This is a genomic window from Nocardioides sp. L-11A, from assembly GCA_029961745.1.
Lineage (GTDB): Bacteria > Actinomycetota > Actinomycetes > Propionibacteriales > Nocardioidaceae > Nocardioides.
Genome location: CP124680.1, coordinates 5,336,282 through 5,360,364 on the forward strand (window position 1 = coordinate 5,336,282; position 24,083 = coordinate 5,360,364).

Sequence of the window (24,083 nt, forward strand, 5' to 3'; positions counted from 1 at the left end):
CACGGCAGGACCGACATCACCATCGGATTCATCGGCTCGGTCCGCGTCGAGTGGACAACCTCAGGTCCGGTTCAAGTCAAGTCGCACCAGCCTGGGTTCAGGGCATGCCCAGATGTTCCGCGATCCCTGCGCGAAGCACCGGGAGCGGCACCGCGTCATCGACGCCATGCGCAGGCATCGATGCCGCCGCATCACGCATGCCCACCGTCCCCTCCGGTCGGGGACGTCAGCCGGTAGCGATGGCATTCAGCCGACTGTCGGGTTGACGACCTCGAGCCGCGGATACCGTCGGGCGATCTTGGTATCCAAGGTGGCGAAAGAGTCTCCGCCCGCCGAGGCCACGGCGGCGAGGTAGTCGTCGGTCCACCATTGGTGGCTGTGGTGGACGCCGGCGGCGTGCGACGAGAGCCAATCGTCGACATCGCGGCTCTCGTCGACCCATCCGAACCGCGCGTCGGCGAGGACCGACGCGACGAAGTTCCACGCCTCGACGCGAGTAAGCACATCCTCGCCGAGGACGGCCGGGTCGCTGAGGTGCCGTAGCCAGGCCAGATGGACAACCCGGCAAAGCCCCAGCGAGCCATCAGCAGCCTCGTCGAGCCACGACCGCGTCTGAGCATGGAAGACGTGCGCGGGCCAGAAGCCGGCCAGGCACGTACTCACGTCGAGCAGGATCACGGGAGCCGGTCGACGTCATCGTCGATGAGCGTCTGCTCGAGCTCGTCGGGACTGGTCTCGACCGTCCCCCGCCGCTTGGAGGCAATGAGGGCGAGCTCACCCCGCCGCTTCGTGCCCGCGGCACCGAGCTCGCGCGCAAGGGCGCGCGCGAAGAGGTCCTTGAGAGGTCTCGTCGCCCTCGGCCGCCCGCACTCGCGCCGCCCGGACGAGCGCGTCGGGCAGATCGATGGTCGTTCGCATCAACGCATATTGGCTTCATGGCCGGACTCGGGGTCTGGGCGAGCGGGGCCATGACTCGGTCCGCGCGGGGCCAGTCCCGCGGCTTCAGCCGGCCGGCAGCGCGACGTACGTCGTGTCGAGGTACTCCTCGATGCCCTCGAACCCACCCTCGCGGCCGAACCCGCTGGCCTTCACCCCGCCGAAGGGGGCGGCGGGGTTGGAGACCAGGCCGGTGTTGATGCCGAGCATGCCGGTCTCGAGCCGCTCGGCGAGCCGGATGGTGCGGGCGAGGTCGCGGGTGTAGGCGTAGGCGGCGAGGCCGTACTCGGTGGCGTTCGCGAGCCGGATCGCCTCGTCCTCCTCGGTGAACGTGGTGATCGGGGCGACCGGGCCGAAGATCTCGTTGCGGACCGCCTCGGCATCGGCGGGCACCCCGGCGAGCACGGTCGGCGGATAGAAGAACCCCGGCCCCTGCGGCGTCCGGCCGCCGGTGAGCAGGCGGGCGCCTCGGTCGACGGCGTCGTCGACCAATGCGGCGACCGAGGCCACCGCCTTCGCGTCGATCAGCGGGCCGACCTGGACGCCGACGTCCTGACCGCGCCCGACCTTGAGCCCGCTCATCCGCTCGGCGAGCCGGGCGCCGAAGTCGTCGGCGACCGAGGCCTCGACCAGGAACCGGTTGGCGGAGGTGCAGGCCTCGCCCATGTTGCGCATCTTGGCGATCATCGCGCCCTCGACCGCCGCGTCGAGGTCGGCGTCGGCGAAGACGAGGAAGGGCGCGTTCCCGCCGAGCTCCATCGAGACCCGCTGCAGCTGTCCGGCGGACTGCTCCACGAGTGACCTGCCGACGGCCGTCGAACCGGTGAAGCTCACCTTGCGCAGCCGCGGATCGGCCTGCAGGGTCCGGCTCAGGCCGCCGGAGTCGGAGGTCGTCACGACATTGAGTACGCCGGCGGGCAGACCTGCCTCGGCGAGCAGGGCGGCCAGCAACAGCATGGTCAGCGGAGTCTGCGACGCCGGCTTGATCACCATCGTGCAGCCCGCCGCCACCGCGGGCCCGATCTTGCGGGTGCCCATCGCGAGCGGGAAGTTCCACGGGGTGATGAACAGGCACGGGCCGACCGGCTTGCGGACCGTCAGCAGCCGGCTGCCCCCGGCCGGGTTCTGCATCCAGCGGCCGTGGATCCGCACCGCCTCCTCGGAGAACCAGCGTAGGAACTCCGCCCCGTAGGTCACCTCCCCCTTGGCCTCGGCGATCGGCTTGCCCATCTCCAGACTCATCACCAGCGCGAGGTCGTCGGCGTGCTCGGTCACCAGGCCGAAGGCACGGCGCAGGATCTCCCCGCGCTCGCGCGGGGCCGTGGCCGCCCATCCCTGCTGGGCGGCCACGGCCGCGTCCAGTGCGGCGCGCGCGTCGTCGAGCGTGCCGTCCGCGACCTGCGTCAGCACCGACCCGTCAGCCGGGTCGAGCACGTCGATGCGCGCCCCACCCGCGCCGGGACGCCACTCCCCTCCGACGTACAGCTGGCGGCGCGACTCCGGGAGCAGGTGGGCGAGACGGTCACGGAAGGTCATGGCCCCACTCTGGCACCCCGTGGCGCGTACCGGGAGTGCGTCATCGGGGACCAGGATCTCGGGCTCCGGAGGGCTTCCGGAGGAAATCTGGCCCCGAGGTCTTGTCCCTCGCCCACGGCGCGCTAGAGTGGCACCAGTCGTACTTCGGAGGGAGCACCGATACGACTGAGCCCCTCGTCGACCCCATGCGATGAGGGGCTCTCTCCGTTTTGGCTGGGCCGAGCGTGTCGCCCTGTCGAGGGCACCGCACGATCCTCGCTGCGCTCGGACCGCGGATGCCCTCGACGCGCTGCGCGCGGCGCCACGCTGCCGGCCGGGGGGGCGGCTCAGGTGCCACCCGCCTGCCGCTGCCGGCCCGCTGTACGGCCCACCTGACGTTCGCCCGCCTGCGCGCGCTACCGGGCGCCGCGGAGGAAGTCCTCGAGGACCGGGCCGGCGGTCTGCGAGCCCGACTCGCCGGTCCGCACGAAGACCGCGACGGCGAGATCGCCCTGGGCGGCGACCATCCAGGCATGGGTGCGCACCGTGCCCCCGTCGGCGTACTCGGCGGTGCCGGTCTTGGCGATCACGGCCGGGCCGGGGACGTCGGCCAGCCCGCGCCCACTGCCCTCCGTGACGACCTGGCGCAGCATCGCCCGCAGCTGGTCGGCCTCGGCGGGCGCGAGCGGTGTCGCCTCCGCGGGGACCGTGACATCGACCTGGTCGACGAGGCGCGGGACGACGGTCCGCCCCGCCTGGACGCTGGCGATCACGGTCGCCATCGCCATCGGCGAGGCGAGCACCTTGCCCTGTCCGATCAGCGCCGCGGCGGCCTCGGTGTCGCTGCCGGGATCCGGGACCTCGCCGAAGTACGCCGGGAAGCCGAGGTCGTGGTCGATCCCGAGGCCCAGGGTGGCGGCGGCCGCAGCGAGATCGCCCGGGTCGAGCGCGTCGCGCTGACCGATCAGGGCGGTGTTGCAGGACTGCGCGATCGCCGCCCGCAGCGGGATCGTCCCGAGGGAGCCGGACGGGTAGTCGGAGTAGTTCTTGAACTCCTTGCCGTCGACCGTGACGGTGGGGGTGCACTCCACCTGGCTGTCGGGCGTGAGCCCGGCCCGCAGCAGAGCCAGCGAGGTGACGATCTTGAAGGTCGACCCGGGGGCGAACTGGCCGAAGGTGGCGTAGTTCTGCCCGTCCGTGGCCTCGTCGTTGGCGGCGGCGAGGATCGCCCCGTCACTCGGTCGCAGGGCCACCAGGGCGCCGGCCGGGCCCGTCGCCGCCAGCACCTGCTCGGCCAGGGACTGCAGCCGCTCGTCGAGGGTGATCGCGAGCGGCCGCCCGGGCTCGGCGTCGTGCCGGTACAGCTCTCGGCGCTCGGCGCCCTCGGCCGCCGGGACCGCGTAGACGACCCGGCCGACACTGCCCCGCAGCTGGTCGTCGTAGCGCGCCTGGAGGCCGGAGAGCCCGGCGACGTCGCCGCTGCGGTACTTCTCGGGCTCCTTCGCGACCATCTCGGCGGTCACCGGGCCGACCCGGCCGAGGATCGGAGCGGCGAAGTCGCGGCTGGGGGCGAGGGCGAGCTCGCCGTCCACCGTGTGGCCGCCCGCGATCGCGGCGAGCGCGTCGGTGAAGCCGGCCGGCTCCTGGCCGGCACGGTAGGTGATCGCCTCGACGAAGGCACGGGGACCGGCACCCTCGACCGCCTTGACGTAGGGCTTGACGTCGATCCCGACCAGCTCGGCCAGGGCGCGCGCGGACTCCGGCGCCACCGCCGCGTCGACCCGCGAGCGGTCGATGCCGACCCGGACCACGGCCCGCTCGGTCACCAGCACGCCGCCACCGGCCCCGGTGATGTCGCCGCGGCCGGTCTGCTGGGTGACGGCGTCGAGGGCGTCGCCCTTGGCGAGGTCGGGCGCGACGAGGCCGGGGCCGAAGACCACCTGGGTGGGGCCCTCGTCGAGCGTGCTCGCGGGGTGGAACTCGGCGACGGTCTCGTAGGTCCACGGGTCCGCCCCGTCGACGATCGGCCAGGACCAGGTGACCGGGGCGGTGTAGCGCTCCTTGCTCTCGGAGGCCTCCCCGATCGTCACCGTGGGCGTGATGCCGTCCATCCCGCCGACGATGGCGCGATAGGCCGCGAGCACCTCGTCGGGCGTACCACTGCTGAAGGCGAGGCCGGCGAACGGGTTCGGCGCGCCGTCCTCGGCCGGCGCCGCCGCGCCGACCAGCGCCTTGGCCAGCTTCCGCGCCGTCGCATCGGCCTCGTCCGTCGCGCTGCTGCCGGAGCACGCACCCAGGGCTCCGCCGAGCAGGAGGAGGGAGATGAGGGCCGCCGAGGTCCGCCGCATGATCTAGGTTCTACCAGCCGCGCCCTCGATCGGGCCGGGTCACCCGTGCCCGGCGAGGAAGCGGATGCCCCGCGTCGTACCGTCCACGATGTCGGCCACGTGCGCCTGGAAGCCCGGGCAGGTGGTGATGTCGTGGGCGCGGCACTCCAGGGCGTGCTGGGTCAGATGCCGGGAGCGTTCGAGCTCGGCCTGCCGGCGGTCGAGCTCGTCGAGGTGGGCGCGCAGCGCGTCACGGCGACCGTCGACCGAGGCGTCGACCAGGGTGCGGATCTGCTCCAGGCTCATGCCGGACGCCTTGCTCGCGAGGATCACCGCCACGCGGTAGGCGTCGTCCTCCCCGTAGACACGTCGACCGGCGGGGTCCCGCTCCGGCCGCAGCAGGCCCTTGTCCTCCCAGTGCCGCAGCACGTGGGTCTCGAGCTCGAAGCGCGCGGCGAGCTCACCCACCGACCAGCGGATGTCCTTGCGACTTGACTTCATGTGAACATGAAGTCACATCCTGGGGTGCATGGACAACTCACCGCACTACGACGTCGTCGTGATCGGCGCCGGATCCGCCGGTCTCCAGGCCGCGCAGACCCTCGGCCGGATGCACCGGTCGACGCTCGTCATCAGCACCGACCGCTACCGCAACGACCCGACCGGCCACATGCACAACTTCCTCGGCCACGACGGCGCCCCGCCCGCCGAGCTGCGTCTGGCCGCACGCAAGGACGCCGAGGCGTACGACGACGTCCGGTTCCTCGACACGGCCGGCGCCGGCGTCACCCGGATCACCGGGGAGCTCGACGCGTTCGCCCTCGAGGTCGAGGGCGAGCCCACCGTCCACGCGCGCCGCGTGCTGCTGGCGACCGGCGTCCGGGACACCCTGCCCGACGTGCCCGGCGTCGCCGAGAACTTCGGCGACCTCGTCGCGCACTGCCCGTTCTGCCACGGCCACGAGTACGCCGGCACCCGGGTCGGCATCCTCGGCGCCGCGCCTCACGTCGGCGCCATGGCCTCGATGCTGCTGCCGATCGCGCGGGACCGGGTCGTGCTCACCAACGGCGCGGACCTCGACGAGGCGACCGGGGCGGCCCTCGCCCGGACCGGCGCGACCGTGCTGACGGAGGTCGTGACCGGCGTACGCAGGGAGGGGGACGGACTGGTCGTCACCCTGGCCGGCGAGACCGAGCTCGCGCTCGGCGGGCTGATCGTGAAGACCGACTGGCAGCAGGCGGCACCGTTCGCCGACCAGCTCGGCCTGGAGCTGTCGGAGGTCGGCGCGGTCGTGGTCGACGCCTTCGGCCGCACCAGCCTGCCGGGCGTCTATGCCGCAGGGGACATGGCCCAGGGCCCGGGACTGCCGATGCCCATGGCGTCGGTCCTCGTCGCCGCGTCCGCCGGGATGATGGCCGCCGCCGCCTGCGTGCAGGACGCCGCCCTGGCCCGGATCGCCTGACATGGCTGGTCTGCCTGCGGCGCAACGACCGAGTTTGTCGTAGAACCGCACCAGCGGCGACGAATTCGGTAGTTGCGCCGCGCAAGCAGACCGACCACGCGAGCCGCCGACGAGCTCAATACCAACCCGTGCGCTCGGAGTGCTCCCAGGCCTTCTGGGCGTTGCCGTACCGCGCGGCGATATAGGCCAGCCCCCACCGGATCTGGGTCTGCGGGTTGGTCCGCCAGTCGCTGCCCACGACCGCCATCTTCGTCGCGGGCAGTGACTGCGGGATGCCGTAGGCGCCGGAGCTGGGGTTCTCGGCGAGGTGGTTCCAGCCGGACTCGCGCTGCCACAGCGCGTCGAGGTAGCGCCACTGGTCGGCGGGGAACCCGAACTCGACCATCTCCCGGTAGCCGAGCGCCCGGTTGGAGCCGGCGTCGATCTCCGCGGGCAGCGGCGCGAGCGGGGTCCGCTTCGCGATCCGCTCAGCGCGCCGGGCGAGCTGGGCCATGATCTGAGGGGTCGGTACGTCGGCCCGGGCTCCGGAGCGGGAGAGCTCGGGCGCCGGCTCGGTGGGCGCGACCGGCGACGCCGACGCGGCCGGGCCGGTCGACGCGGTCGCGACGGGCTCGGCCGTCGGCGACGTCGTGCCCCCGCAGGCGCTCGCCAGCGATGCGACCGCGGCGGTCACCACGACCGCGGCGGACGCGGCCGGCCGCCGCGAGCTCCCCATGCGGTCCGAGGGTAGATCAGTCCCGCGGCTTGCGGGAGCGGTTCGGCGGGCCGTGGTCCTTGGCCAGCTCGATCAGCTTGCCGCTGATCCGGGTGCTCTTGAGCCGCTCCCACTGGTCGTCGGTCAGCCGCGCGGGCAGCTCGACGATCGAGTAGTCCGGCCGGATGGTGATCTTGCCGAAGTCGCGGCGATCGAGGCCGCCCTCGTTGGCGAGCGCGCCGACGATCTGGCGGGGCTCGACCCGGTGCCGCTTGCCGACCTGGATCTTGTAGGCCTGGAAGTTGCCGCCGGAGCGCGGGGCGCGGTCGCGGCCACCTCGGTCGCCACGGTCGCGGTCCCGACGGTCGCCACGGTCGCGGTCCCGACGGTCGCCACGGTCGCCACGGCCGCCGCGGTCCTCGAACTCGCGACGCGGACGGCGCTCCGGCTCGGGCTCGGCCTCCAGCAGCAGCGGGGTGTCGCCCTGCATCGCGATCGCCAGCGCGGCGGCGACGTCGACCTCGGGTACGTCGTGCTCGCGGATGTAGTGGCCGACGACGTCGCGGAAGAAGGAGATCTGCGGCGACTCGAGGGCGGCGGTGATCTGGTCGTCGAAGCGGCTCAGCCGCGACTCGTTGATCGCGTCGACGCTGGGGAGCTGCATCTGCTCCAACGTGGAGCGGGTGGCCTTCTCGATGTGCTTGAGGAGATAGCGCTCGCGGGGGGTGATGAAGGAGATCGCGTCACCGCTGCGGCCGGCGCGGCCGGTGCGGCCGATGCGGTGGACGTAGGCCTCGGTGTCGGTGGGGATGTCGTAGTTGAAGACGTGGCTGATCCGGGGCACGTCGATGCCGCGGGCCGCGACGTCGGTGGCGACCAGGATGTCGAGCTTGCCGTCCTTGAGCTGGTTGACGGTGCGCTCGCGCTGGGCCTGGACGATGTCGCCGTTGATCGCCGCGGCGCTGTAGCCGCGGGCGCGCAGCTTCTCGGCGAGGGTCTCGGTCTCGTTCTTGGTGCGCACGAAGACGATCGCGCCCTCGAAGTTCTCGACCTCGAGGATCCGGGTCAGCGCATCCACCTTCTGCGGGTAGCTGACCATCAGGTAGCGCTGCTTGATGTTCTCGGCAGTCCGGGTCTTGCGCTCGATGGCGATCTCGACCGGGTTCTTGAGATAGGTCTGGGACAGCGAGCGGATCTGCTTGGGCATCGTGGCCGAGAACAGCGCGACCTGCTTGTCGTCCGGGGTGTCGGCGAGGATGGTCTCGACGTCCTCGGCGAAGCCCATGTTGAGCATCTCGTCGGCCTCGTCGAGGACGAGGAAGCGCAGCTCGGTGAGGTCGAGCGTGCCCTTGTCGAGGTGGTCCATGATCCGGCCGGGCGTGCCGACGACGATGTGGACGCCGCGGCGCAGGGCCGACAGCTGGACGCCGTACCCCTGGCCGCCGTAGACGGGGAGGACGTGGACGCCGCGCAGGTTGGCGGCGTACTTCTCGAACGCCTCGCAGACCTGCAGCGCCAACTCACGCGTGGGCGCCAGGACGAGCGCCTGCGGGGTCTTCTGGGAGAGGTCGAGCTGGTCGAGGATCGGCAGCGCGAAGGCGGCGGTCTTGCCGGTGCCGGTCTGGGCGAGGCCCATCACGTCGCGCCCCTCGAGCAGGTGCGGGATGGTCGCGGCCTGGATCGCGGACGGCGACTCGTAGCCGATGTCCTTGAGGGCCTTGAGGATGCGGTCACCGAGACCGAGGTCGACGAAGGTCGGGGGCTGGTCCGCAGCGTCACTCACCGGGTCACTCACCTGGTCACTCACCCGTCAAGACTAGTGCGGTCAAGCGCGGGGAGCGTGATCCTCGTCGCGGTGCGCTGGGTCACCCAGCCGTCGACCGGGGATTCGACGTGGCCCCGCGTGGTAAGGACAGCCTGTAATGCCGGAACCCCTGCATCCGCTTTCATCTTCGGCATACGGTCATGCTCCGCGACGAGAAAGAACTTCATGAGGCCCGACACCACACACCGCCGCTTCCGGCACCTGCTGCTCGCGGCGATCGCCGTCCTCCTGTGCACCTCCGGTCTCGTCGCCGGCGTCACCCAGCCGGCCAGCGCCGCGCCGAAGCCGGCGAAGGTGAAGGGCGTCAAGCTCAAGAAGCCCCGGGTCGACGGCACGACCGCCTCGTTCAAGGTCAAGTGGAAGCGCACCGCCCGCGCGACGTCGTACAAGGTGAAGTGGAAGGTGCCGGGCGGCAAGGCCCGCAAGGCGCGCACCGGCAAGACCTCCCACGTCATCGACGGCCTGGCCCAGGGCGCGAACTACTGCGTCAAGGTGCGGGCCTACAGCGGCAAGCGCAAGGGCAAGTGGTCCAAGCAGGTCTGCCGTACGTCGGCGCAGCTCGCCCCGGTCCAGCCGGTGTGGGTCGACCGCCAGCAGCCGCAGGGCGGCACCGTCGCCCTGACGTTCCGGTGGAACGAGGTGCCGGGTGCGACGTCCTACGAGCTCGACTACGTCAAGGGCGAGAAGGACATCCAGAAGCAGAAGAAAAAGAAGAAGACGAAGACGGTGACGGTCGGGGGCAGCGGCAGCGGGGTCGCCAGCGTGACGGTCCCCGGCTTCGAGCCGAGTGCGACCTATTGCTTCCAGGTCCGCCCCTCGGGCCGTCGGGGAGTGGGGGCGTTCGGGGTCGCCGGCTGCAAGTACACCGAGCCGCTCAGCCGCACGGTCGGCGGACCGCTGCACCTCAACGTGATGACCTGGAACATGTGCACGGCCGTGTGCACCGGCGATCGCGACTGGTCGCTGCGCAAGGACGCCGCCACGGCCCGGATCGGCCAGATCGCCCCCGACGCGGTGGCGACCCAGGAGTCGGGGCAGGCGCTCGACGACTTCGACGCGATGCCCGACTATTCGTTGGCGTGCAAGGTCGGTGACGGCGCGGCGACCCAGCCCGGCCTGCCCGCCGGGGCCAAGAACCAGGGGCTCCTGGTCCGTGACGCGCCCGACGCGCGGTTCGACGTCGTGGCCGGCACCGCGAACGGCTGGCGCTTCCTGCCCGACAACCACGGAGGTTGCTGGGTCGTCGTCGAGGAGGTGGCCAACCCCGCGCGCAGACTCGTCCTCGCCAGTGTCCACCTCATCCAGCCGGCTGCCGGGTCGGACCAGCTCCGTCTCGACCAGATGTCGGCGTTCTGGAACGCGCTCCACGCCGACCCGAACACCTTCGGGCTCCCGATCGTGATCGCCGGCGACTTCAACTCCGATCGCACCCGGCCCCTCGATGGCCCCCGGGTGCTGCTCAACGCCAACGGCTACGACGACGCCTTCGACGTCGCCGAATCCTACAACTCCCTGCCGTACGTCAACTCGTGGAACAACTGGTCGATCCCGCCGCCGATCTCCCTGCGCTGGGGAGCCCACGTCGACCGGGTCTTCGTGCCGCCGAACGCGCGGGTCACCAGCTGGCAGATGGAGCAGCCCTTCGCGGGCAGCCTGCAGCTCTCGGACCACTCCCCCGTCCGGGTGACGGTCGAGATCCCCTGACCGGGCCCGGCCGGCCCCTCACTCGACGGTCACCGACTTGGCCAGGTTGCGGGGCTTGTCGATGTCGTGCCCGAGCTCCAGGGCGGCGTGGTAGGCCAGCAGCTGCAGGGGGATGGTGAGCAGGATCGGGTCGAGCTCGCGCTCGTTGCGGGGGACGTCGATCCGGCCGACCACCGCTCCACCCGGGCGATCGAGGTCGCCGAGGTCGACCCCGGCGTGGGTGACGACCACGAGCGGGCCGCCGCGAGCGGCGATCTCGTGCAGGGCGGCGACGTTGCGCTCGACCAGCTCGTCGTCGGGGACGATCGCGACGGTCGGCACGTCCGGGGACACGAGGGCCAGCGGACCGTGCTTGAGCTCGCTGGTCTGGTACGCCTCGGCGTGCCGGTAGCTGATCTCCTTGAACTTCTGCGCGCCCTCCCGCGCCACCGGGAAGCCCCGCACCCGGCCCACGAAGAACAGGTTCTCCGCCTCCGCCAGCCGCTTGGCGATGACGGCGAGCTCGGCCTCGGTCGCCAGGACCCGGTCGACCTGCTCGGGGATCCGGGTGAGGCCGGCGATGAGCCGGCGGCCGTCGGCGATGGAGAGATCGCGGACCCGGCCGAGCTGCACGGCGAGCATCGCGAACGCGAGGAACATGTTGGTCAGCGCCTTGGTCGAGGCGACGGCGACCTCCGGCCCGGCGTGCAGGTAGATCCCGCCGTCGACCTGGCGCGCGATCGCGGAACCGACGACGTTGACCAGCCCGATCACCCGACCGCCCTTGCGCTGGACCTCCTGCACGGCCAGCAGGGTGTCGATGGTCTCGCCGGACTGGCTCACGGCGACGTAGAGCGTGTCGTGCTCGACGATCGGGTTGCGGTAGCGGAACTCGCTCGCCGGCTCCGCGTCGGCCGGGATCCGGGCCAGCTCCTCGAGCAGGGAGGCACCCATCTGCCCCACGTAGTACGCCGATCCGCAGCCGAGGATCTTCACCCGGCGGATCGCGCGCAGCTCGCGGGCATCGAGGTTGAGGCCACCGAGGTGCCCGGTGCCGAACCGGTCGTCGAGGCGTCCGCGGAGCACCGCCTCCGCCCGGGCGGGCTGCTCGAGGAGCTCCTTGTGCATGAAGGAGTCGTGCTCGCCCGCGTCGTACGCCGCGGGGTCGATGTCGACCTCCTTGGCGCGGCGGTCGGTGGCGGTGAGCTCCGGGTGGCCGGCGGACTGGGGGCCGCCCAGGGAGTACGTCGTGAAGCCCCCGGCGGTGATCGTCGCCATCTCGCCGTCGTCGAGGTGGGCGACCGTGGTCGTGTAGCGCACCAGCGCGGCGAGGTCGGAGGCGACGTGCATCTCACGGTCGCCGACGCCGATGATCAGCGGGCTGCCGTTGCGGGCGACGACGAGCCGGTCGGGGAAGTCCCCATGGGCGACGGCGATGCCGTAGGTGCCCTCGACCCGCGCGAGCGCCTCCGCGATCCGCTGCTCCAGCGTCGTTGCCCCCGACCGGGCGATCAGATGCGCGAGCACCTCGGTGTCCGTGTCGGAGACCAGGGCGATCCCGTCGTCGGCGAGCTCGGCGCGCAGCGCGGCGGCGTTGTCGATGATGCCGTTGTGGACGACGGCGACCCGGGCCGCCTCGTCGGTGTGCGGGTGGGCGTTGACGTCGTTGGCCGGGCCGTGGGTGGCCCAGCGGGTGTGTCCGATGCCGATCCGGCCGCCGAACCGCTTGGGCAGGCCGTCGGCGAGCTCACGCACCCGGCCGGCGCGCTTGGCGACCTTGAGGCCGCTGCCCCCGAGGACCGCCACCCCGGCGGAGTCGTAGCCCCGATGCTCGAGCCGGGCCAGCCCCTCCAGCAGCAGGGGCGCCGCCTGCTGGGTCCCGATGTAGCCCACGATGCCGCACATGTCCTCGTCCTTCTCCTCACCCGTAGACGACCCGACGGAGCTGGCGCTCCGAGAGGTCGGGCGCCGCGACCACCGTGGTCCGCAGCTCCTCGCGGAGCCGGGCGAAGATCTCGTCGTTCTTCGCACCGTGCGTCTTCAGCTCCGCATGCCGCCTCCGGACCCACTCCTCCACGGTCTCGTCGTGGAAGGCGAGGACGTCCTGCACCAGCCGGATCGCCTCCGCGGTGCCCAGACCGGTGCTGTCCTGGACGTGCTGGAGGAGTCGCTGGTCGACGTGCACTCCGCGAGCGTGCACCCCTGAGCGCCGATTCTCAAACTCCTGCCCGAAATCGGGCAGATTGGCCCGATCGCGTCGGAAATGCGTTCCGCCGAAGGCAGTGGAGGAGGAACGCCACTCCCGACCGATCCAGACCGGCGTAGGTGGAGGACGGAGCCGGCCGATGCCGCACTTTCAGGCACCGCGGTGGGGAATGTGCTACCTTGGTGAACACAAGGTGAACAGGAGGTGACCCATGACCAACACGAACGTGACCGAGACGCATCTGGAGATGCGCTGGCTGCCGGTGACCGGCGCCGACGGACGCACGCGCATGGAGGCCGTCTGGGTCGAGGTCGGCCAGCCCGCCGCCGCGCACTCGCACGCTGCCTGACGCACGCGACTCTCTTCGAAGGCCGCCCCCCCGACCCGGGGGGCGGCCTTCTGCTGTTCCGGGTACCTCCAGCCCGACAGCCCGACCCCGTCGGACCGGACGTGACCCAGGTCACACGCTTGTCGGGAATGGTTGACGCGTCACCATTGGTTCCGGTCTTTGAAGTTTCAACAAACCCCACCACCCAGGAGCAGCCACCATGAGCGAGTCCGCCGTCCTCACCGACATCTCCGGCGACTACACCCTCGACACCGCCCACAGCCGCCTCGGCTTCGTCGCCCGGCACGCGGTGGTCACCAAGGTCCGCGGCCAGTTCACCGACTGGAACGCCACGGCCCACATCGACACGGCCAACCCCGCCGCCTCGTCGGTCACCCTCACCATCAACCCGGCCAGCGTCAGCACCGGGGCTCCCGACCGCGACGGCCACCTCACCTCCCCCGACTTCTTCGACACCGCCGCCTTCCCGGAGTGGACGTTCGTCTCCACCGACGTCAGCCGCGACGGCGACGAGTGGTCGATCACCGGCGACCTCACCATCAAGGACGTCACCAAGCCGGTCACCATCGAGTTCGAGGAGAACGGCTCGGCCAAGGACCCGTTCGGCAACATCCGCGTCGGCTTCGAGGGCTCGGTCACCGTCAACCGCAAGGACTGGGGCCTGACCTGGAACGCCGCGCTGGAGACCGGCGGCGTCCTCGTCTCGGAGAAGATCAAGCTCGAGTTCGACATCTCCGCGATCAAGAACGCCTGATCGCCTCCCGCGAAAATCACGCGCGCACACCCGGGTGAGTCGTCCAGACTCACCCGGGTGTCCGTCATTTCACTCCCGCCCGGCCTGACCACCCGTCCGCTCGCGCTCGCCGACGTCCCCGCGGTCGTCGAGGTGATCGCCGAGCAGGAGCTGCACGACGTCGGTGCCGTCGAGATCGAGGAGGCCGACCTCCTCGCCGACTGGGGACGGCCGTCGTACGACCTCGGGACGAGCTCGGTCGCAGTGCTCGACGACGAGCGGATCGTCGCCTACGCCGAGCACCTCGGCGAGGAGCGGTACGACGCCGCGGTCGCCCCCGCCTACCGCGGCCGGGGCATCGGCTCCTGGCTGGCCGACTGGGCCCAGCGACTCGCCCGCGAACGCGGCGTCGCCGTGCTCGGCATGCCCGTGCCCGAGGGCTCGGCCGGCGACCGGCTGCTCACCGCCCTCGGCTACCACGTGCGCTGGACCAGCTGGGTGCTGCGCCTGCCCGCGGAGGCGCGGATCGAGGAGCGCCCGCTGCCGCCGGGGTACGCCCTGCGCGAGGCCGGACCGGAGGACCACGAGCAGGTCTGGACGGTCACCGAGGACGCCTTCCTGGAGTGGTCGGAGCGTGAGCGCGCCACCCTGGCCGACTTCGGCGCGCAGGTCTGGGGCCGCCCCGGCTTCGAGCCCTGGCACCTCCAGGTGGTCACCGGGCCCGACGGGCGGGTGGTCGGCGTGTCCCACGCGTGGAACAGCACGGGCGACGACCTCACCGAGACCTACGTGTCCCGGCTCGCGGTCGCCCCGGAGCACCGTGGCCGCGGGCTGGCACAGTCGCTGCTCGTCACGTCCTTCGCCGCCGGCCGGGCGCGGGGCGCGACCTCCTCCGGACTGTCGACGGACTCCCGCACCGGCGCCCTGAGCCTCTACGAGAAGGTCGGCATGCGGCCGGCCTCCACCTGGGTGCACCTCGCGATCACCCTGTCCTGACCCGCGCCGCGAGCCGACCCAACCGAACGGGCTCCCCGCGCGTCCCTCTCTGTGCAAGCCCCACCACGAGAGGATGGTCCGATGGCGTCGCGCGCATCTCGGAGCCCGACGGACCAGCAGTTCGCCGCGCTGGTCCACACCGCCTGGCCCAGCCTGTACCGCACCGCGGTGCTGCTGGTCCGCGACCACGCGCTGGCCGAGGACCTGGTGCAGACCGCACTGGCCAAGACCTACGCCCACTGGTCGGGCATCCGCGACGTGGGCGCCGCGCGGGCGTATGCGCGACGGGCGGTCGTGACGACCGCGACCAGCTGGTTCCGGCGACGCTCCTTCCGCGGGGAGCGGCCGACCGCGGAGCTGCCCGAGCCGGACACCGAGTCCGACCCGCGCGGACCCACCGGCGACCGGATCGACCTGCTGGCCGTGCTCGCCCGGCTGGCGCCGCGGCAGCGCGCGGTCGTGGTGCTGCGCTACTACGACGACCTCTCCGTCGAGGAGACCGCCGACCTGCTCGGCATCAGCACCGGCACCGTGAAGAGCCAGACCTCCGCCGCGCTGGACAACCTCCGGCGCCTGCTCGGGGACGGCGTCGAGCTCCCCGTGCCCGCCCCGACCGGACCCACCAGCCTGACCACCGGAGGCCACCATGGCTGAGCGCCTCACCGACCTGCTCCACCACACCGTGGACGACCTGCCCCTCCCCCACCCGGACGCCGCCGCGATCGCCGCGGCGGGCCGCGCCCGCCGTACCCGCCGCCGGGTCGGGGCCGTCGTCGCCGCAGCGGCGGCGGTCGCCGCTGTCGGGGCCGGCGGGGCCGTCGTCGCGGGCCTCGACGACGGGCCGACCCGCAACTCCCACGTCGCCACCCAGGACCCGGCCGACGACGCGTACGCCCGGCTCGGGACGTACTCGGTGGGCGAGCACGTCGTCGTCGGCGCCGCCACCGTCGAGCTGACCCCGGCACCCCACCACCTCGCCCAGACGTCGGCCGGTGTCGTGACCCAGCAGTTCGGCAGCGGCGACGGCAAGTCGTTCAGCCTGGTCCGACCGGACGGGACCGTGACACCGCTGTCGATCCCCGCCGGCGCCTGGTCCGTCTCCGGCGACCCGAGCAACCCCCGGGTGGCCTGGCTGGTCCCGCTCGAGCAGGAGGGCCGGATCCACGTGTGGGACGTGGCGCGCGACGAGGAGCTCACCACCCTGCGGGTCGACCTGCCCGGCGAGATCCCCGCGGGAGGCACGTCCGGCCTCCGGGAGATCCAGCTGGACGGCGACTTCGCCTACGTCGGGACCGACCGGCGCACGGCGCACCGGGTCGACTGGCGCACCGGCGCGGACCAGGAGCTGCCGTTCTCGCCGGTCGCCGTGCACGACGGCGTGGCGACCTCGTTCGACGACGGCCGCTGGAGCCTCGTCGAGGCCGCGACCGGCGACGTCATCCGCGACCTCGGCCCCCGGATCGAGACCGTGACGCTCTCACCGGACGGCAAGCATGTCCTCGTCGTACGTACCGGCGGCAGCGGGTCCGTGGCGACCGTCGAGCCGACGACGGGCGGGACGCCGGTGGAGTTGCCCGGGTTCACCGGACTGAGCAGTTGGAGCGTCGGCGGCCGGATCGTCGGGCAGGTCGACGGCACGGACACGCTGCGCCGGTGCGACGTCGACGGGAGGTGCGACGACGCCCCGATCCCGTGGACCGACCAGGAGAACCCGCTGGCGCTGCCGGCGGACTACCTGATGCTCGGCTGACCCGGCTGCCCCGACTGACCCGCCATCACCTCGCGGGCCAGCAGCGCGACGTGCAGGGCCAGCACGTTCTCCGGATCGGCCAGGTCGATGTCGACGATCTGGCCGATCCGCCGCAGCCGGGCGTAGAGCGCCGGCCGGGAGATGTGGCAGAGCTCAGCGGTGCGGACCTTGTTGCCGCCGCTGTGGCAGTACGCCGCGAGGGTGTCGGCCAGCCGCTCACCGGAGCGGGCGTCATGGGCCAGGAGCGCCCCGAGCTCGCGCTCGACGTACTGCTGCAGGCGCGGGTCGCCGCGCAGCAGGTGGAGCAGACCACGCAGGCGCAGGTCGTAGAGGCGCACCGCACGGGGCGGGTCCACGGGCACGGCGGAGTCGGCGACCACCAGCGCCTCGCGGACGCTGCCCCCGGAGCCGGCGACGTCGTCGACCGCCGAGCCGACGCCGACGACCAGGCGGGCGCCGGTGCGGGCCAGCCGCTCGACGAGCCGGTCGACGACCGGGTCACCGCCGCCCGCAGCGTGCGCGACGAGGGCGACCACGCGCTCGTCGTCGACCGGCCCGACCAGCCCGCTGGTACGACGCAGGCGCAGCTCGTCGAGCAGGTCGGAGGCCACCGCGCGGAGCTCACCGGCGTCGCCCTGCGGCCCGGGCAGCCGGACCACGACGCCGGTCACGTGGCGACCCTTCCAGCGCAGGCCGAGGGAGGTGAGCCGGGAGGCGAGGTGGGGCACGTCCAAACCGGCGGCGAGCTCGGTGAGCAGGGTGCGGTGCGCCTGCAGCTCGAGGTTCTGGGCGTCGCGGTCGATCAGCCGGCCCATGGCGAGCGCGGTGGCGCCCCGCTCGAGCAGCATCCGGTGTCGCGGCGTCACCTCCTCCTCGGTGACGTCGGTGACGTCGGCGCCGTCGGCGAGGAGCACCAGGCGGCCGAACCGGCCGGGCTCCGGGCCGACGTCGACGGCCGCGCCCGGGCCGCGCATCCGGGCGGCGCGGGAGCGGCGCTCCCAGTCGCCGATGACGGCGTCGTGGTCGCGCCCGGCGGTGTTGTAGGCGATCACGTGATGCACCAGGTTCTCGAAGACCACCGGCCGGCCGGCCATCTCGGCGACCAGGTCGACCACCTGCTGCGGCCGGGCCCGGCCCAGGGTGAGGCGGGTGAAGGCGCGGTGCGCCTCCTCGGACGCCTCCAGCTCGGCGAGATGGGCGTTGACGACGATCTGGTGCACCGCCTGGGTGACCGCCACGAACGACGTCTCCCGGCGGAAGGCGACCAGCGGCAGGCCGCGCGCCTCCGCGGCGGCGACGAGAGCGGGCGGCAGTGCGTCGGTGTAGCGCCGGCCGAGCTCGATCCCGAGACCCGCGATGCCGACCTCGACCAGCCCGTCGACGTACCGGCGCAGGTCTCCACGGGAGGACGGCAGCGCGATGCCCGTGGTGAGCAGCAGCTCGTCGCCGCTGAGCAGCGCGGCGATGTCGCTGAGCTCGCTGACGTGGACCCAGCGCACCGGCCGGTCGAGATGCTCGCGGGCGGCGACGACGAGCGGGGCGCCGCGTTGCAGCTCGGGCAGCGCGAGCACCGCGGCGAGGGTGGGCAGCACGGGCGCCACCTCCCTTGTCATAATGTCAATCCCACTGCCTGATCAGAGACAGTCTGCCACTGGCCGCAGGCGGCACTCCCGCCTACGGTCCTGAGCATGACCACGACCTCCATCCCCCACTGGCTCGACGGTGCCCGCCTGACGGTCGACGGCGCCCGGACCGGCGACGTGTTCAACCCCGCGACGGGCGAGGTCACCGGTGCCGTGCAGCTCGCGGACGCCGCTCTCGTCGACCGTGCGGTGGCGTCGGCCGCCACGGCGGCGCGCGCGTGGAAGGACAGCTCCCTGGCCCGGCGTACTCAGGTCCTCTTCGCGTTCCGCGAGCTGGTCCGCAGCCACGCCGACGAGCTGGCCGCGGCGATCACCGCCGAGCACGGCAAGGTCCTCGACGACGCGGCCGGCGAGGTCGCCCGCGGCCTCGACAACATCGACTACGCCGTCGGCATCGCCGAGCATCTGCGCGGCTCCTTCTCCGCCGAGGTCGGCACCGGCGTCGACGTCCGCTCGATCCGCGAGCCGCTCGGGGTCGTCGCCGGCATCACGCCGTTCAACTTCCCGGTGATGGTGCCGCTGTGGATGTGCGCCACCGCGATCGCGACCGGCAACGCCTTCATCCTCAAGCCCAGCGACCGCGACCCGTCGGCGTCGCTGCTGCTCGCCGACCTCTGGCAGCGGGCAGGCCTGCCCGACGGCGTGTTCACCGTGCTCCAGGGCGACGCCGGCACCGTGCAGGAGCTGCTCGCGCACCGCGGCGTCGCCGCGGTCAGCTTCGTCGGCTCGACCCCCGTCGCGCAGGCCGTCTACGAGGCGGGCACCCGCGCCGGCAAGCGGGTGCAGGCCCTCGGCGGCGCCAAGAACCACATGATCGTGCTGCCCGACGCCGACCTCGGGATGGCCGCCGACGCGGCGATCTCGGCCGCCTACGGCTCGGCCGGCGAGCGGTGCATGGCCGTCTCCGTGCTGGTCGCCGTCGGCGACGTCGCCGACCAGCTGATCAAGGAGATCCAGACCCGCGCGCTCGACATCACCGTCGGCGACGGCACCGTGGCCGGTACCGGCATGGGCCCGCTGATCACCGGCGCCCACCGCGACCGGGTCGCCGGCTACATCGACGCCGGGGCCGAGGCCGGAGCGACGGTGGTGCTCGACGGCCGTCGTACCGACGTCCCGGAGTCGGGCTTCTTCCTCGGTCCCTCGCTCATCGACCACGTCACCGAGGAGATGTCGGTCTACCGCGACGAGATCTTCGGGCCGGTCCTGTCGGTCGTCCGGGTCGACACCTTCGACGAGGCGATCGCCCTCGTCAACCGCAACGAGTTCGCCAACGGCGTCGCGCTGTTCAGCCGCGACGGCGGCGCCGCCCGGAGGTTCGAGCGCGAGATCGAGGTCGGCATGGTCGGCGTCAACGTGCCGATCCCCGTCCCGGTCGCGCACTACTCGTTCGGCGGCTGGAAGTCGTCTCTGTTCGGCTCGCACCACATGTACGGCGCCGAGGGCATCGCGTTCTTCACCCGGGCCAAGGTGATCACGTCGCGCTGGCCGGACCCGGCGACGTCGACCATCGACCTCGGCTTCCCGCGCAACCGGTGACTCCCGTGACCACCTTCTCGCCCGGGATCACCACCGACGCCGGCGTCGACACCGTGGTCGCCGACGACCGCGCCCACGTCTTCCACTCCTGGTCGGCGCAGGACAGGATCAGCCCGCTGCCGATCGCCGGCGGCGAGGGATCGCGGTTCTGGGACTACGACGGCACGACCTACCTCGACTTCTCCTCGCAGCTGGTCAACCTCAACCTCGGCTACCAGCACCCCGCCGTGGTGGCGGCGATCCAGGAGCAGGCCGCGCGCCTGTGCATGGTGCAGCCGGCGTTCGCCAACGACGTGCGCGGCGAGGCGGCGCGGCTGATCGCCGAGCGCGCGCCCGGGTCGCTGAACCACGTGTTCTTCACCAACGGCGGCGCCGAGGCCAACGAGAACGCGATCCGGATGGCGCGGCTGCACACGGGTCGGCACAAGATCCTCTCGACCTACCGCAGCTACCACGGCGCCACCGCCGGCGCGATCGCGCTGACCGGTGACCCGCGGCGCTGGCCGTCGGAGCCGTCGATCCCCGGATCGGTGCACTTCTGGGGGCCCTACCCCTACCGCTCGGCCTTCCACTCCACCTCCGAGGCGGAGGAGGGCGTGCGCGCGCTGCAGCACCTCGCCGACACGATCATGGTCGAGGGACCCGCCACCATCGCCGCGATCATCCTCGAGACCGTGGTCGGCACGAACGGCATCCTCATTCCCCCGCCGGGCTACCTCGCCGGCGTACGCGCGCTGTGCGACGAGCACGGGATCATGCTCATCGCCGACGAGGTGATGGCGGGCTTCGGGCGCTGCGGCGAGTGGTTCGCGATCGACCACTGGGGCGTCGTACCGGACCTGATCACGTTCGCGAAGGGGGTGAACTCCGGTTACGTGCCGCTGGGTGGGGTCGTCGTCGCGGAGTCGATCTTCGACACCTTCCGTGAGCGCGCCTACCCGGGCGGGCTGACCTACTCCGGCCACCCGCTGGCCTGCGCGGCGGCGGTCGCGTCGATCCGGGTGATGGCCGACGGCGTCCTCGAGCACGCGCGGAGCATGGGCACCGACCTGATCGGCCCACGGCTCGCCGAGATCGCCGCGCGTCATCCCTCGGTGGGCGAGGTCCGCGGGCTCGGGATGTTCTGGGCGGTCGAGCTGGTCCGGGACCGCGCGACCCGGGAGCCACTCGTCCCGTTCAACGCCGCGGGCGCCGACGCCGAGCCGATGACCCGGTTCGCCGCCGCCTGCAAGGAGCGCGGCCTGTGGCCTTTCGTCCACTTCAACCGCACCCATGTCACCCCGCCGTGCACGACCACACGGGAGGAGCTGCTCGAGGGACTGGCGATCCTCGACGAGGCGCTCGACGTGGCCGACGAGTACGCCGCGGGCTGATCCCAGGACGAACCGACCCGGCGCGTTTGAACGCGCCGGGTCGGCGGTTGTCAGGCGTTCAGATGCGCCGGGTCGGCGGTTGTGAGGCGTTCAGATGCGCCGGGTCGGCGTTCATTCCGGGTCGGTGGGGTCCTCGGGATCTGCGGGATCTGCGGGGTCGGCGGGGTCCTCCGGATCTGCGGGGTCGACGTCCCGGGTCGGGCCGTCGGCGAGGATGCCGTACAGGCTGCGCCGGGCGTCGACGAGCACGCCGACCGCGGCCTGGCGCTGGGCGTCGGAGCCGGCGGTGACGATCTGCCACACCGCGCCCATGACCTGGCCGATCTCGGCCTTGATGTCGGCATGGCCCTGGTCGACCGCGCCGCCCTGGGCCCGCTCCCGGTTGCGGTCGAAGGGCACCCAGACGGCGGCGAGCTCGTCGGCGTGCTCCTCGCACCAGGTCGCGCCCTTGGCGGTGAGCCGCATGGCGCGGCGCCCGCGGGCCTCGTCGATCTCGACGAGCTCCTCGTCCTGGAGCTGCTGGACGGTCGGGTAGACCGAGCCGGGACTCGGCTTCCACACGCCGCCGCTGCGGTCGGTGATCGCCTGGATCACCTGGTAGCCGTTCGGCGACTCCTCGCGCTGGTTGGCGTCGCGGAGCACGTCGAGGATCGCGGAGCGGACGTCGCCGCGGCGCACCCGCGGGCCACGACCGGGCTCGGGGCGACCCATGCCGAAGAGGCCGGCGAGCCACGGCGGCGGCATGCCCGGGCCGCCGGGCCCGAAGCCGGGACCACCGTGGCGACCCCGGCCACGGCCGGGCTCACCCCACTGGTCCCAACCGGCCCAGCCGCCCCAGGGGCCGGGGCCCCCGCCGCGCTGGCGGCGCTGGAAGCCGCGGGGCTCGGAGCGACCCCAGGGGTCGCGGTCGTCGTACCGACCGACGTTCTCGTGATGGCGTCCCATGGGGGACCTCCTTCGATGTCGGGGGCCTCGTGGGCCCGGCCTGAGTTCGAGATACCGCGGGAACAGATCGTGTTTGTATCACGATATATCGCAACCGTACGCGACAACCATCAACCACGCAAGCCCGTCGGTCGTCAGGCCCGGTCGGGACGGGTCCGGGCGTGCCGCCGTCGGGCCCGCGCGCTCGGCGCGAACTCGTGGTCGCTCGGATGCCGCGACCGGGACGGAGGCCCGGCCGGCCCGGCGGGACCGGAGGAGCCCGCGGGTCCCGCCGTCCCCTCCGCGCTCGCGGCGGTGCTCGACGCCACGACCCACCGGGCGACCCGTTCGATGCGCAGCGCCATCATCGCCGAGGGCGCGACGGCGCCGGTCAGGTACGTCGACAGCCGCGACGGGGAGGTCCCGATGAGCGCGGCGAACTCCCGCTGGGAGAGGCCGGTGCTGGTGACGCTGGCGCGGATCTGATCGGCGACGGTACGACGCTCGTCCTCACGGGTCACGCGCTGCACCAGACCGACGAACGCCTGCAGCCCGGCCGTCTCACCGGCCCGGCCACCGGACTGGATCAGCGCCAGGTGCTCCTCGACCCGCCCGGTCCACGGCGCGGCCGCGGACGCCGCGGCCCACGCACGCCAGGCGCGCAGGTCCTGGCTGTCGATCACCGCGCCCAGATCCGCGGCCGAGCGGATGGTCGGCGGGACCTCGTCCCGCGCCCCCACGAGCAGCAGGCGCAGTGCCGCCTCGGCACAGGTCTTCTCCAGCTCGGGACTGCCGCTGATGACCGAGGTGCCGGCGCGGGCGCGCGACCCCCAGGCCAGGCGCCCCAGCCGCCCGACCAGGCGCACGGTCAAGGACCGCTCCGGGTCGTCGATCCGGGCCAGGACACGCTCCTGGATCCGGGCGACGGTCGGTGCCCCTTCCGCGCCGATCAGCTCGTCGAGCCGACGGACGTCATCGGCCGAGGCGAAGTGGATGAGCGCCAGACAGTTGGCGAGCACGGCGCGATGCAGCAGCGCCGCCCGTCCCTCCAGGGCCACCCACGGCGGCTGTCCCCGATCCCAGAGCGCACGGGCATCGGGACTCGAGGCGACGTCGGCCTCGAACGACGAGATGATCCCCCACACTCGCCCGGTCCTCTTTCACACGGTGGCGGTTGCTCCCTTTCCCGAGAGCGCCCACCCGAAGACCCGCCAGATCATCCACAGGAGACGGCACCGACCCTAACCAGCCGGAGCGGCCGCCGGCAGGGCAATCCGGCACCTCACCGAGTCTTTACCGAGCGCGCAACGTGGCGTTCGCCACGGCTGCGGCTCGGGCATATCGCATCCGAGAACCGAGCGGTCAGATCGCCCGGCGGGCCATGTTGAGATGGCTCCGCGTTCTTCTCGGCGGCGCATCCGGACCATCGGCCGGAGAACCCCGGGTTCCAGAGGTATCTGGCGGGAATTTCCTCCGGCTCAACGCCGAGACCTCATCGGCGTTACGCCCTTGAAGGAGAACCGTGAAATTTCCTGCGCGCCTCGACCGCGTACCCGCCCGGACCCGCCTGCTCGGCGCCCTCGTGACGGCGATCGCGCTGCTGACCGCCGCGCTCGCGGGACCGGCGCTGGCGGCCGACGCCGCGGCGCGCACCGACGCGGCGGCTCTCGCGAGTGGGCGGACGGGAGCCGGCGGTGACCGGGCGAAGGGCGACGACGCGAAGAAGGTCGTCGTGTGCAAGTACGTCTCCACCCCGGGCGGCGTGCTGGACCACATCGTGATCGTCAGCGTGAACACCCTCAAGGGATGGAACGGCACCACCTTCCCGTGGAGCTTCCCGGACGCGCACGACTCGGTCGCCGTCCGCTTCGCCAAGAAGGGCGAGCGCGCCAAGGACGTCCCGCTCTCCGCCTGCCCGACCGACGACGGCGAGGGCGAGGACGTGGAGATCACGCCGCCGACCATCCCCGTCACCGACCCCTGCGGCACCGGCAACGCCACCTACGGCACCATCCCCACCGGCAACTACACCGCCACCCGCAACAACGACGGCTCCATCACCCTCACCGCCACCACCGGCCACACCTTCCCCGACAACAAGCCCACCCACAGCTACCCCACCCCCGTC

20 protein-coding genes are annotated in these 24,083 nt (G+C 72.5%); 9 read left to right on the plus strand and 11 right to left on the minus strand.

The genetic code is table 11. The features are described from left to right. Nucleotides 1-246: 246 nt before the first annotated feature. The 4 genes from QJ852_25565 to QJ852_25580 all read right to left on the minus strand — a co-directional run bounded on the left by QJ852_25565 (nt 247) and on the right by QJ852_25580 (nt 5,279). A complete protein-coding gene (locus QJ852_25565; protein WGX96500.1) occupies nt 247-678 on the minus strand; it encodes a hypothetical protein in 432 nt (143 codons plus the stop codon). 324 nt (nt 679-1,002) lie between these two features. Beyond that, complete coding sequence (locus QJ852_25570) at nt 1,003-2,472, minus strand: NAD-dependent succinate-semialdehyde dehydrogenase (GenBank protein ID WGX96501.1); 1,470 nt, start codon at nt 2,470-2,472, stop codon at nt 1,003-1,005. Between the two features lie 395 nt (nt 2,473-2,867). Next, nucleotides 2,868-4,799 (minus strand): penicillin-binding transpeptidase domain-containing protein, encoded by a 1,932-nt coding sequence (locus QJ852_25575; GenBank protein WGX96502.1) that lies wholly within the window; start codon nt 4,797-4,799, stop codon nt 2,868-2,870. Nucleotides 4,800-4,838: 39 nt separating this feature from the next. Then, a complete protein-coding gene (locus QJ852_25580) occupies nt 4,839-5,279 on the minus strand; it encodes a MerR family transcriptional regulator (GenBank protein WGX96503.1) in 441 nt (146 codons plus the stop codon). Between the two features lie 28 nt (nt 5,280-5,307). On the opposite strand from QJ852_25580, the gene QJ852_25585 reads away from it, so the two are divergent. Continuing rightward, nucleotides 5,308-6,240: an NAD(P)/FAD-dependent oxidoreductase gene (locus QJ852_25585; GenBank protein WGX96504.1), complete on the plus strand. Its 933-nt coding sequence runs from the start codon at nt 5,308-5,310 to the stop codon at nt 6,238-6,240. 115 nt (nt 6,241-6,355) lie between these two features. Here the strand turns inward: QJ852_25585 and QJ852_25590 are convergent, their stop codons facing one another. Beyond that, the gene (locus QJ852_25590) at nt 6,356-6,955 is read right to left on the minus strand and encodes a transglycosylase SLT domain-containing protein (protein ID WGX96505.1); all 600 of its coding nucleotides are present in this window, start codon (nt 6,953-6,955) and stop codon (nt 6,356-6,358) included. A gap of 16 nt (nt 6,956-6,971) precedes the next feature. After that, nucleotides 6,972-8,741 (minus strand): DEAD/DEAH box helicase, encoded by a 1,770-nt coding sequence (locus QJ852_25595; GenBank protein ID WGX96506.1) that lies wholly within the window; start codon nt 8,739-8,741, stop codon nt 6,972-6,974. Nucleotides 8,742-8,924: 183 nt separating this feature from the next. Between QJ852_25595 and QJ852_25600 the strand changes: the two genes are divergently transcribed. Then, a complete protein-coding gene (locus QJ852_25600; GenBank protein WGX96507.1) occupies nt 8,925-10,463 on the plus strand; it encodes a fibronectin type III domain-containing protein in 1,539 nt (512 codons plus the stop codon). 18 nt (nt 10,464-10,481) lie between these two features. Here QJ852_25600 and glmS read toward each other — a convergent pair whose 3' ends face one another. Then, nucleotides 10,482-12,347, minus strand: coding sequence for a glutamine--fructose-6-phosphate transaminase (isomerizing) (glmS, locus tag QJ852_25605; GenBank protein ID WGX96508.1), 1,866 nt, complete (start codon nt 12,345-12,347; stop codon nt 10,482-10,484). Nucleotides 12,348-12,363: 16 nt separating this feature from the next. Further along, nucleotides 12,364-12,627, minus strand: coding sequence for a hypothetical protein (locus tag QJ852_25610; GenBank protein ID WGX96509.1), 264 nt, complete (start codon nt 12,625-12,627; stop codon nt 12,364-12,366). A 232-nt stretch (nt 12,628-12,859) separates the two neighbouring features. On the opposite strand from QJ852_25610, the gene QJ852_25615 reads away from it, so the two are divergent. The 5 genes from QJ852_25615 to QJ852_25635 all read left to right on the plus strand — a co-directional run bounded on the left by QJ852_25615 (nt 12,860) and on the right by QJ852_25635 (nt 16,476). Further along, on the plus strand, nt 12,860-12,997 hold the full coding sequence (locus QJ852_25615; protein WGX96510.1) for a hypothetical protein: 138 nt from the start codon (nt 12,860-12,862) through the stop codon (nt 12,995-12,997). 199 nt (nt 12,998-13,196) lie between these two features. Beyond that, nucleotides 13,197-13,751: a YceI family protein gene (locus tag QJ852_25620; protein WGX96511.1), complete on the plus strand. Its 555-nt coding sequence runs from the start codon at nt 13,197-13,199 to the stop codon at nt 13,749-13,751. A 57-nt stretch (nt 13,752-13,808) separates the two neighbouring features. After that, entirely contained in the window at nt 13,809-14,726 is a 918-nt protein-coding gene (locus QJ852_25625; protein WGX96512.1) for a GNAT family N-acetyltransferase, read from the plus strand. Nucleotides 14,727-14,807: 81 nt separating this feature from the next. Then, complete coding sequence (locus tag QJ852_25630) at nt 14,808-15,380, plus strand: SigE family RNA polymerase sigma factor (protein ID WGX96513.1); 573 nt, start codon at nt 14,808-14,810, stop codon at nt 15,378-15,380. Further along, nucleotides 15,373-16,476, plus strand: a complete 1,104-nt coding sequence (locus QJ852_25635; GenBank protein ID WGX96514.1) for a hypothetical protein — start codon at nt 15,373-15,375, stop codon at nt 16,474-16,476. The genes QJ852_25630 and QJ852_25635 overlap by 8 nt, the downstream gene beginning before the upstream one ends. On the opposite strand, the gene QJ852_25640 is transcribed toward QJ852_25635, so the two are convergent. Then, nucleotides 16,458-18,089 carry a PucR family transcriptional regulator ligand-binding domain-containing protein gene (locus tag QJ852_25640; protein ID WGX96515.1) on the minus strand — a complete coding sequence of 544 codons (1,632 nt, stop codon included), beginning with the start codon at nt 18,087-18,089 and terminating at the stop codon, nt 16,458-16,460. The genes QJ852_25635 and QJ852_25640 overlap by 19 nt on opposite strands. Before the next feature lie 75 nt (nt 18,090-18,164). On the opposite strand from QJ852_25640, the gene QJ852_25645 reads away from it, so the two are divergent. Both QJ852_25645 and QJ852_25650 read left to right on the plus strand, forming a co-directional pair. Continuing rightward, a complete protein-coding gene (locus QJ852_25645) occupies nt 18,165-19,658 on the plus strand; it encodes a CoA-acylating methylmalonate-semialdehyde dehydrogenase (protein WGX96516.1) in 1,494 nt (497 codons plus the stop codon). Between the two features lie 5 nt (nt 19,659-19,663). Then, a complete protein-coding gene (locus QJ852_25650; GenBank protein ID WGX96517.1) occupies nt 19,664-21,031 on the plus strand; it encodes an aspartate aminotransferase family protein in 1,368 nt (455 codons plus the stop codon). A 111-nt stretch (nt 21,032-21,142) separates the two neighbouring features. Here QJ852_25650 and QJ852_25655 read toward each other — a convergent pair whose 3' ends face one another. Together QJ852_25655 and QJ852_25660 are read right to left on the minus strand one after the other, a co-directional pair. After that, nucleotides 21,143-21,976 carry a PadR family transcriptional regulator gene (locus tag QJ852_25655; GenBank protein WGX96518.1) on the minus strand — a complete coding sequence of 278 codons (834 nt, stop codon included), beginning with the start codon at nt 21,974-21,976 and terminating at the stop codon, nt 21,143-21,145. Between the two features lie 134 nt (nt 21,977-22,110). Further along, nucleotides 22,111-23,100 (minus strand): helix-turn-helix transcriptional regulator, encoded by a 990-nt coding sequence (locus tag QJ852_25660; GenBank protein ID WGX96519.1) that lies wholly within the window; start codon nt 23,098-23,100, stop codon nt 22,111-22,113. Nucleotides 23,101-24,083: the final 983 nt, after the last annotated feature.

Bases quoted from the DNA above. Each gene is read 5' to 3' on its own strand.
- QJ852_25570 (WGX96501.1), bottom strand. From the start codon at position 2,472: ATGACCTTCCGTGACCGTCTCGCCCACCTGCTCCCGGAGTCGCGCCGC.
- QJ852_25575 (WGX96502.1), bottom strand. From the start codon at position 4,799: ATGCGGCGGACCTCGGCGGCCCTCATCTCCCTCCTCCTGCTCGGCGGA.
- QJ852_25580 (WGX96503.1), bottom strand. From the start codon at position 5,279: ATGAAGTCAAGTCGCAAGGACATCCGCTGGTCGGTGGGTGAGCTCGCC.
- QJ852_25585 (WGX96504.1), top strand. From the start codon at position 5,308: ATGGACAACTCACCGCACTACGACGTCGTCGTGATCGGCGCCGGATCC.
- QJ852_25590 (WGX96505.1), bottom strand. From the start codon at position 6,955: ATGGGGAGCTCGCGGCGGCCGGCCGCGTCCGCCGCGGTCGTGGTGACC.
- QJ852_25600 (WGX96507.1), top strand. From the start codon at position 8,925: ATGAGGCCCGACACCACACACCGCCGCTTCCGGCACCTGCTGCTCGCG.
- glmS (WGX96508.1), bottom strand. From the start codon at position 12,347: ATGTGCGGCATCGTGGGCTACATCGGGACCCAGCAGGCGGCGCCCCTG.
- QJ852_25615 (WGX96510.1), top strand. From the start codon at position 12,860: ATGACCAACACGAACGTGACCGAGACGCATCTGGAGATGCGCTGGCTG.
- QJ852_25620 (WGX96511.1), top strand. From the start codon at position 13,197: ATGAGCGAGTCCGCCGTCCTCACCGACATCTCCGGCGACTACACCCTC.
- QJ852_25630 (WGX96513.1), top strand. From the start codon at position 14,808: ATGGCGTCGCGCGCATCTCGGAGCCCGACGGACCAGCAGTTCGCCGCG.
- QJ852_25635 (WGX96514.1), top strand. From the start codon at position 15,373: ATGGCTGAGCGCCTCACCGACCTGCTCCACCACACCGTGGACGACCTG.
- QJ852_25640 (WGX96515.1), bottom strand. From the start codon at position 18,089: ATGACAAGGGAGGTGGCGCCCGTGCTGCCCACCCTCGCCGCGGTGCTC.
- QJ852_25645 (WGX96516.1), top strand. From the start codon at position 18,165: ATGACCACGACCTCCATCCCCCACTGGCTCGACGGTGCCCGCCTGACG.
- QJ852_25655 (WGX96518.1), bottom strand. From the start codon at position 21,976: ATGGGACGCCATCACGAGAACGTCGGTCGGTACGACGACCGCGACCCC.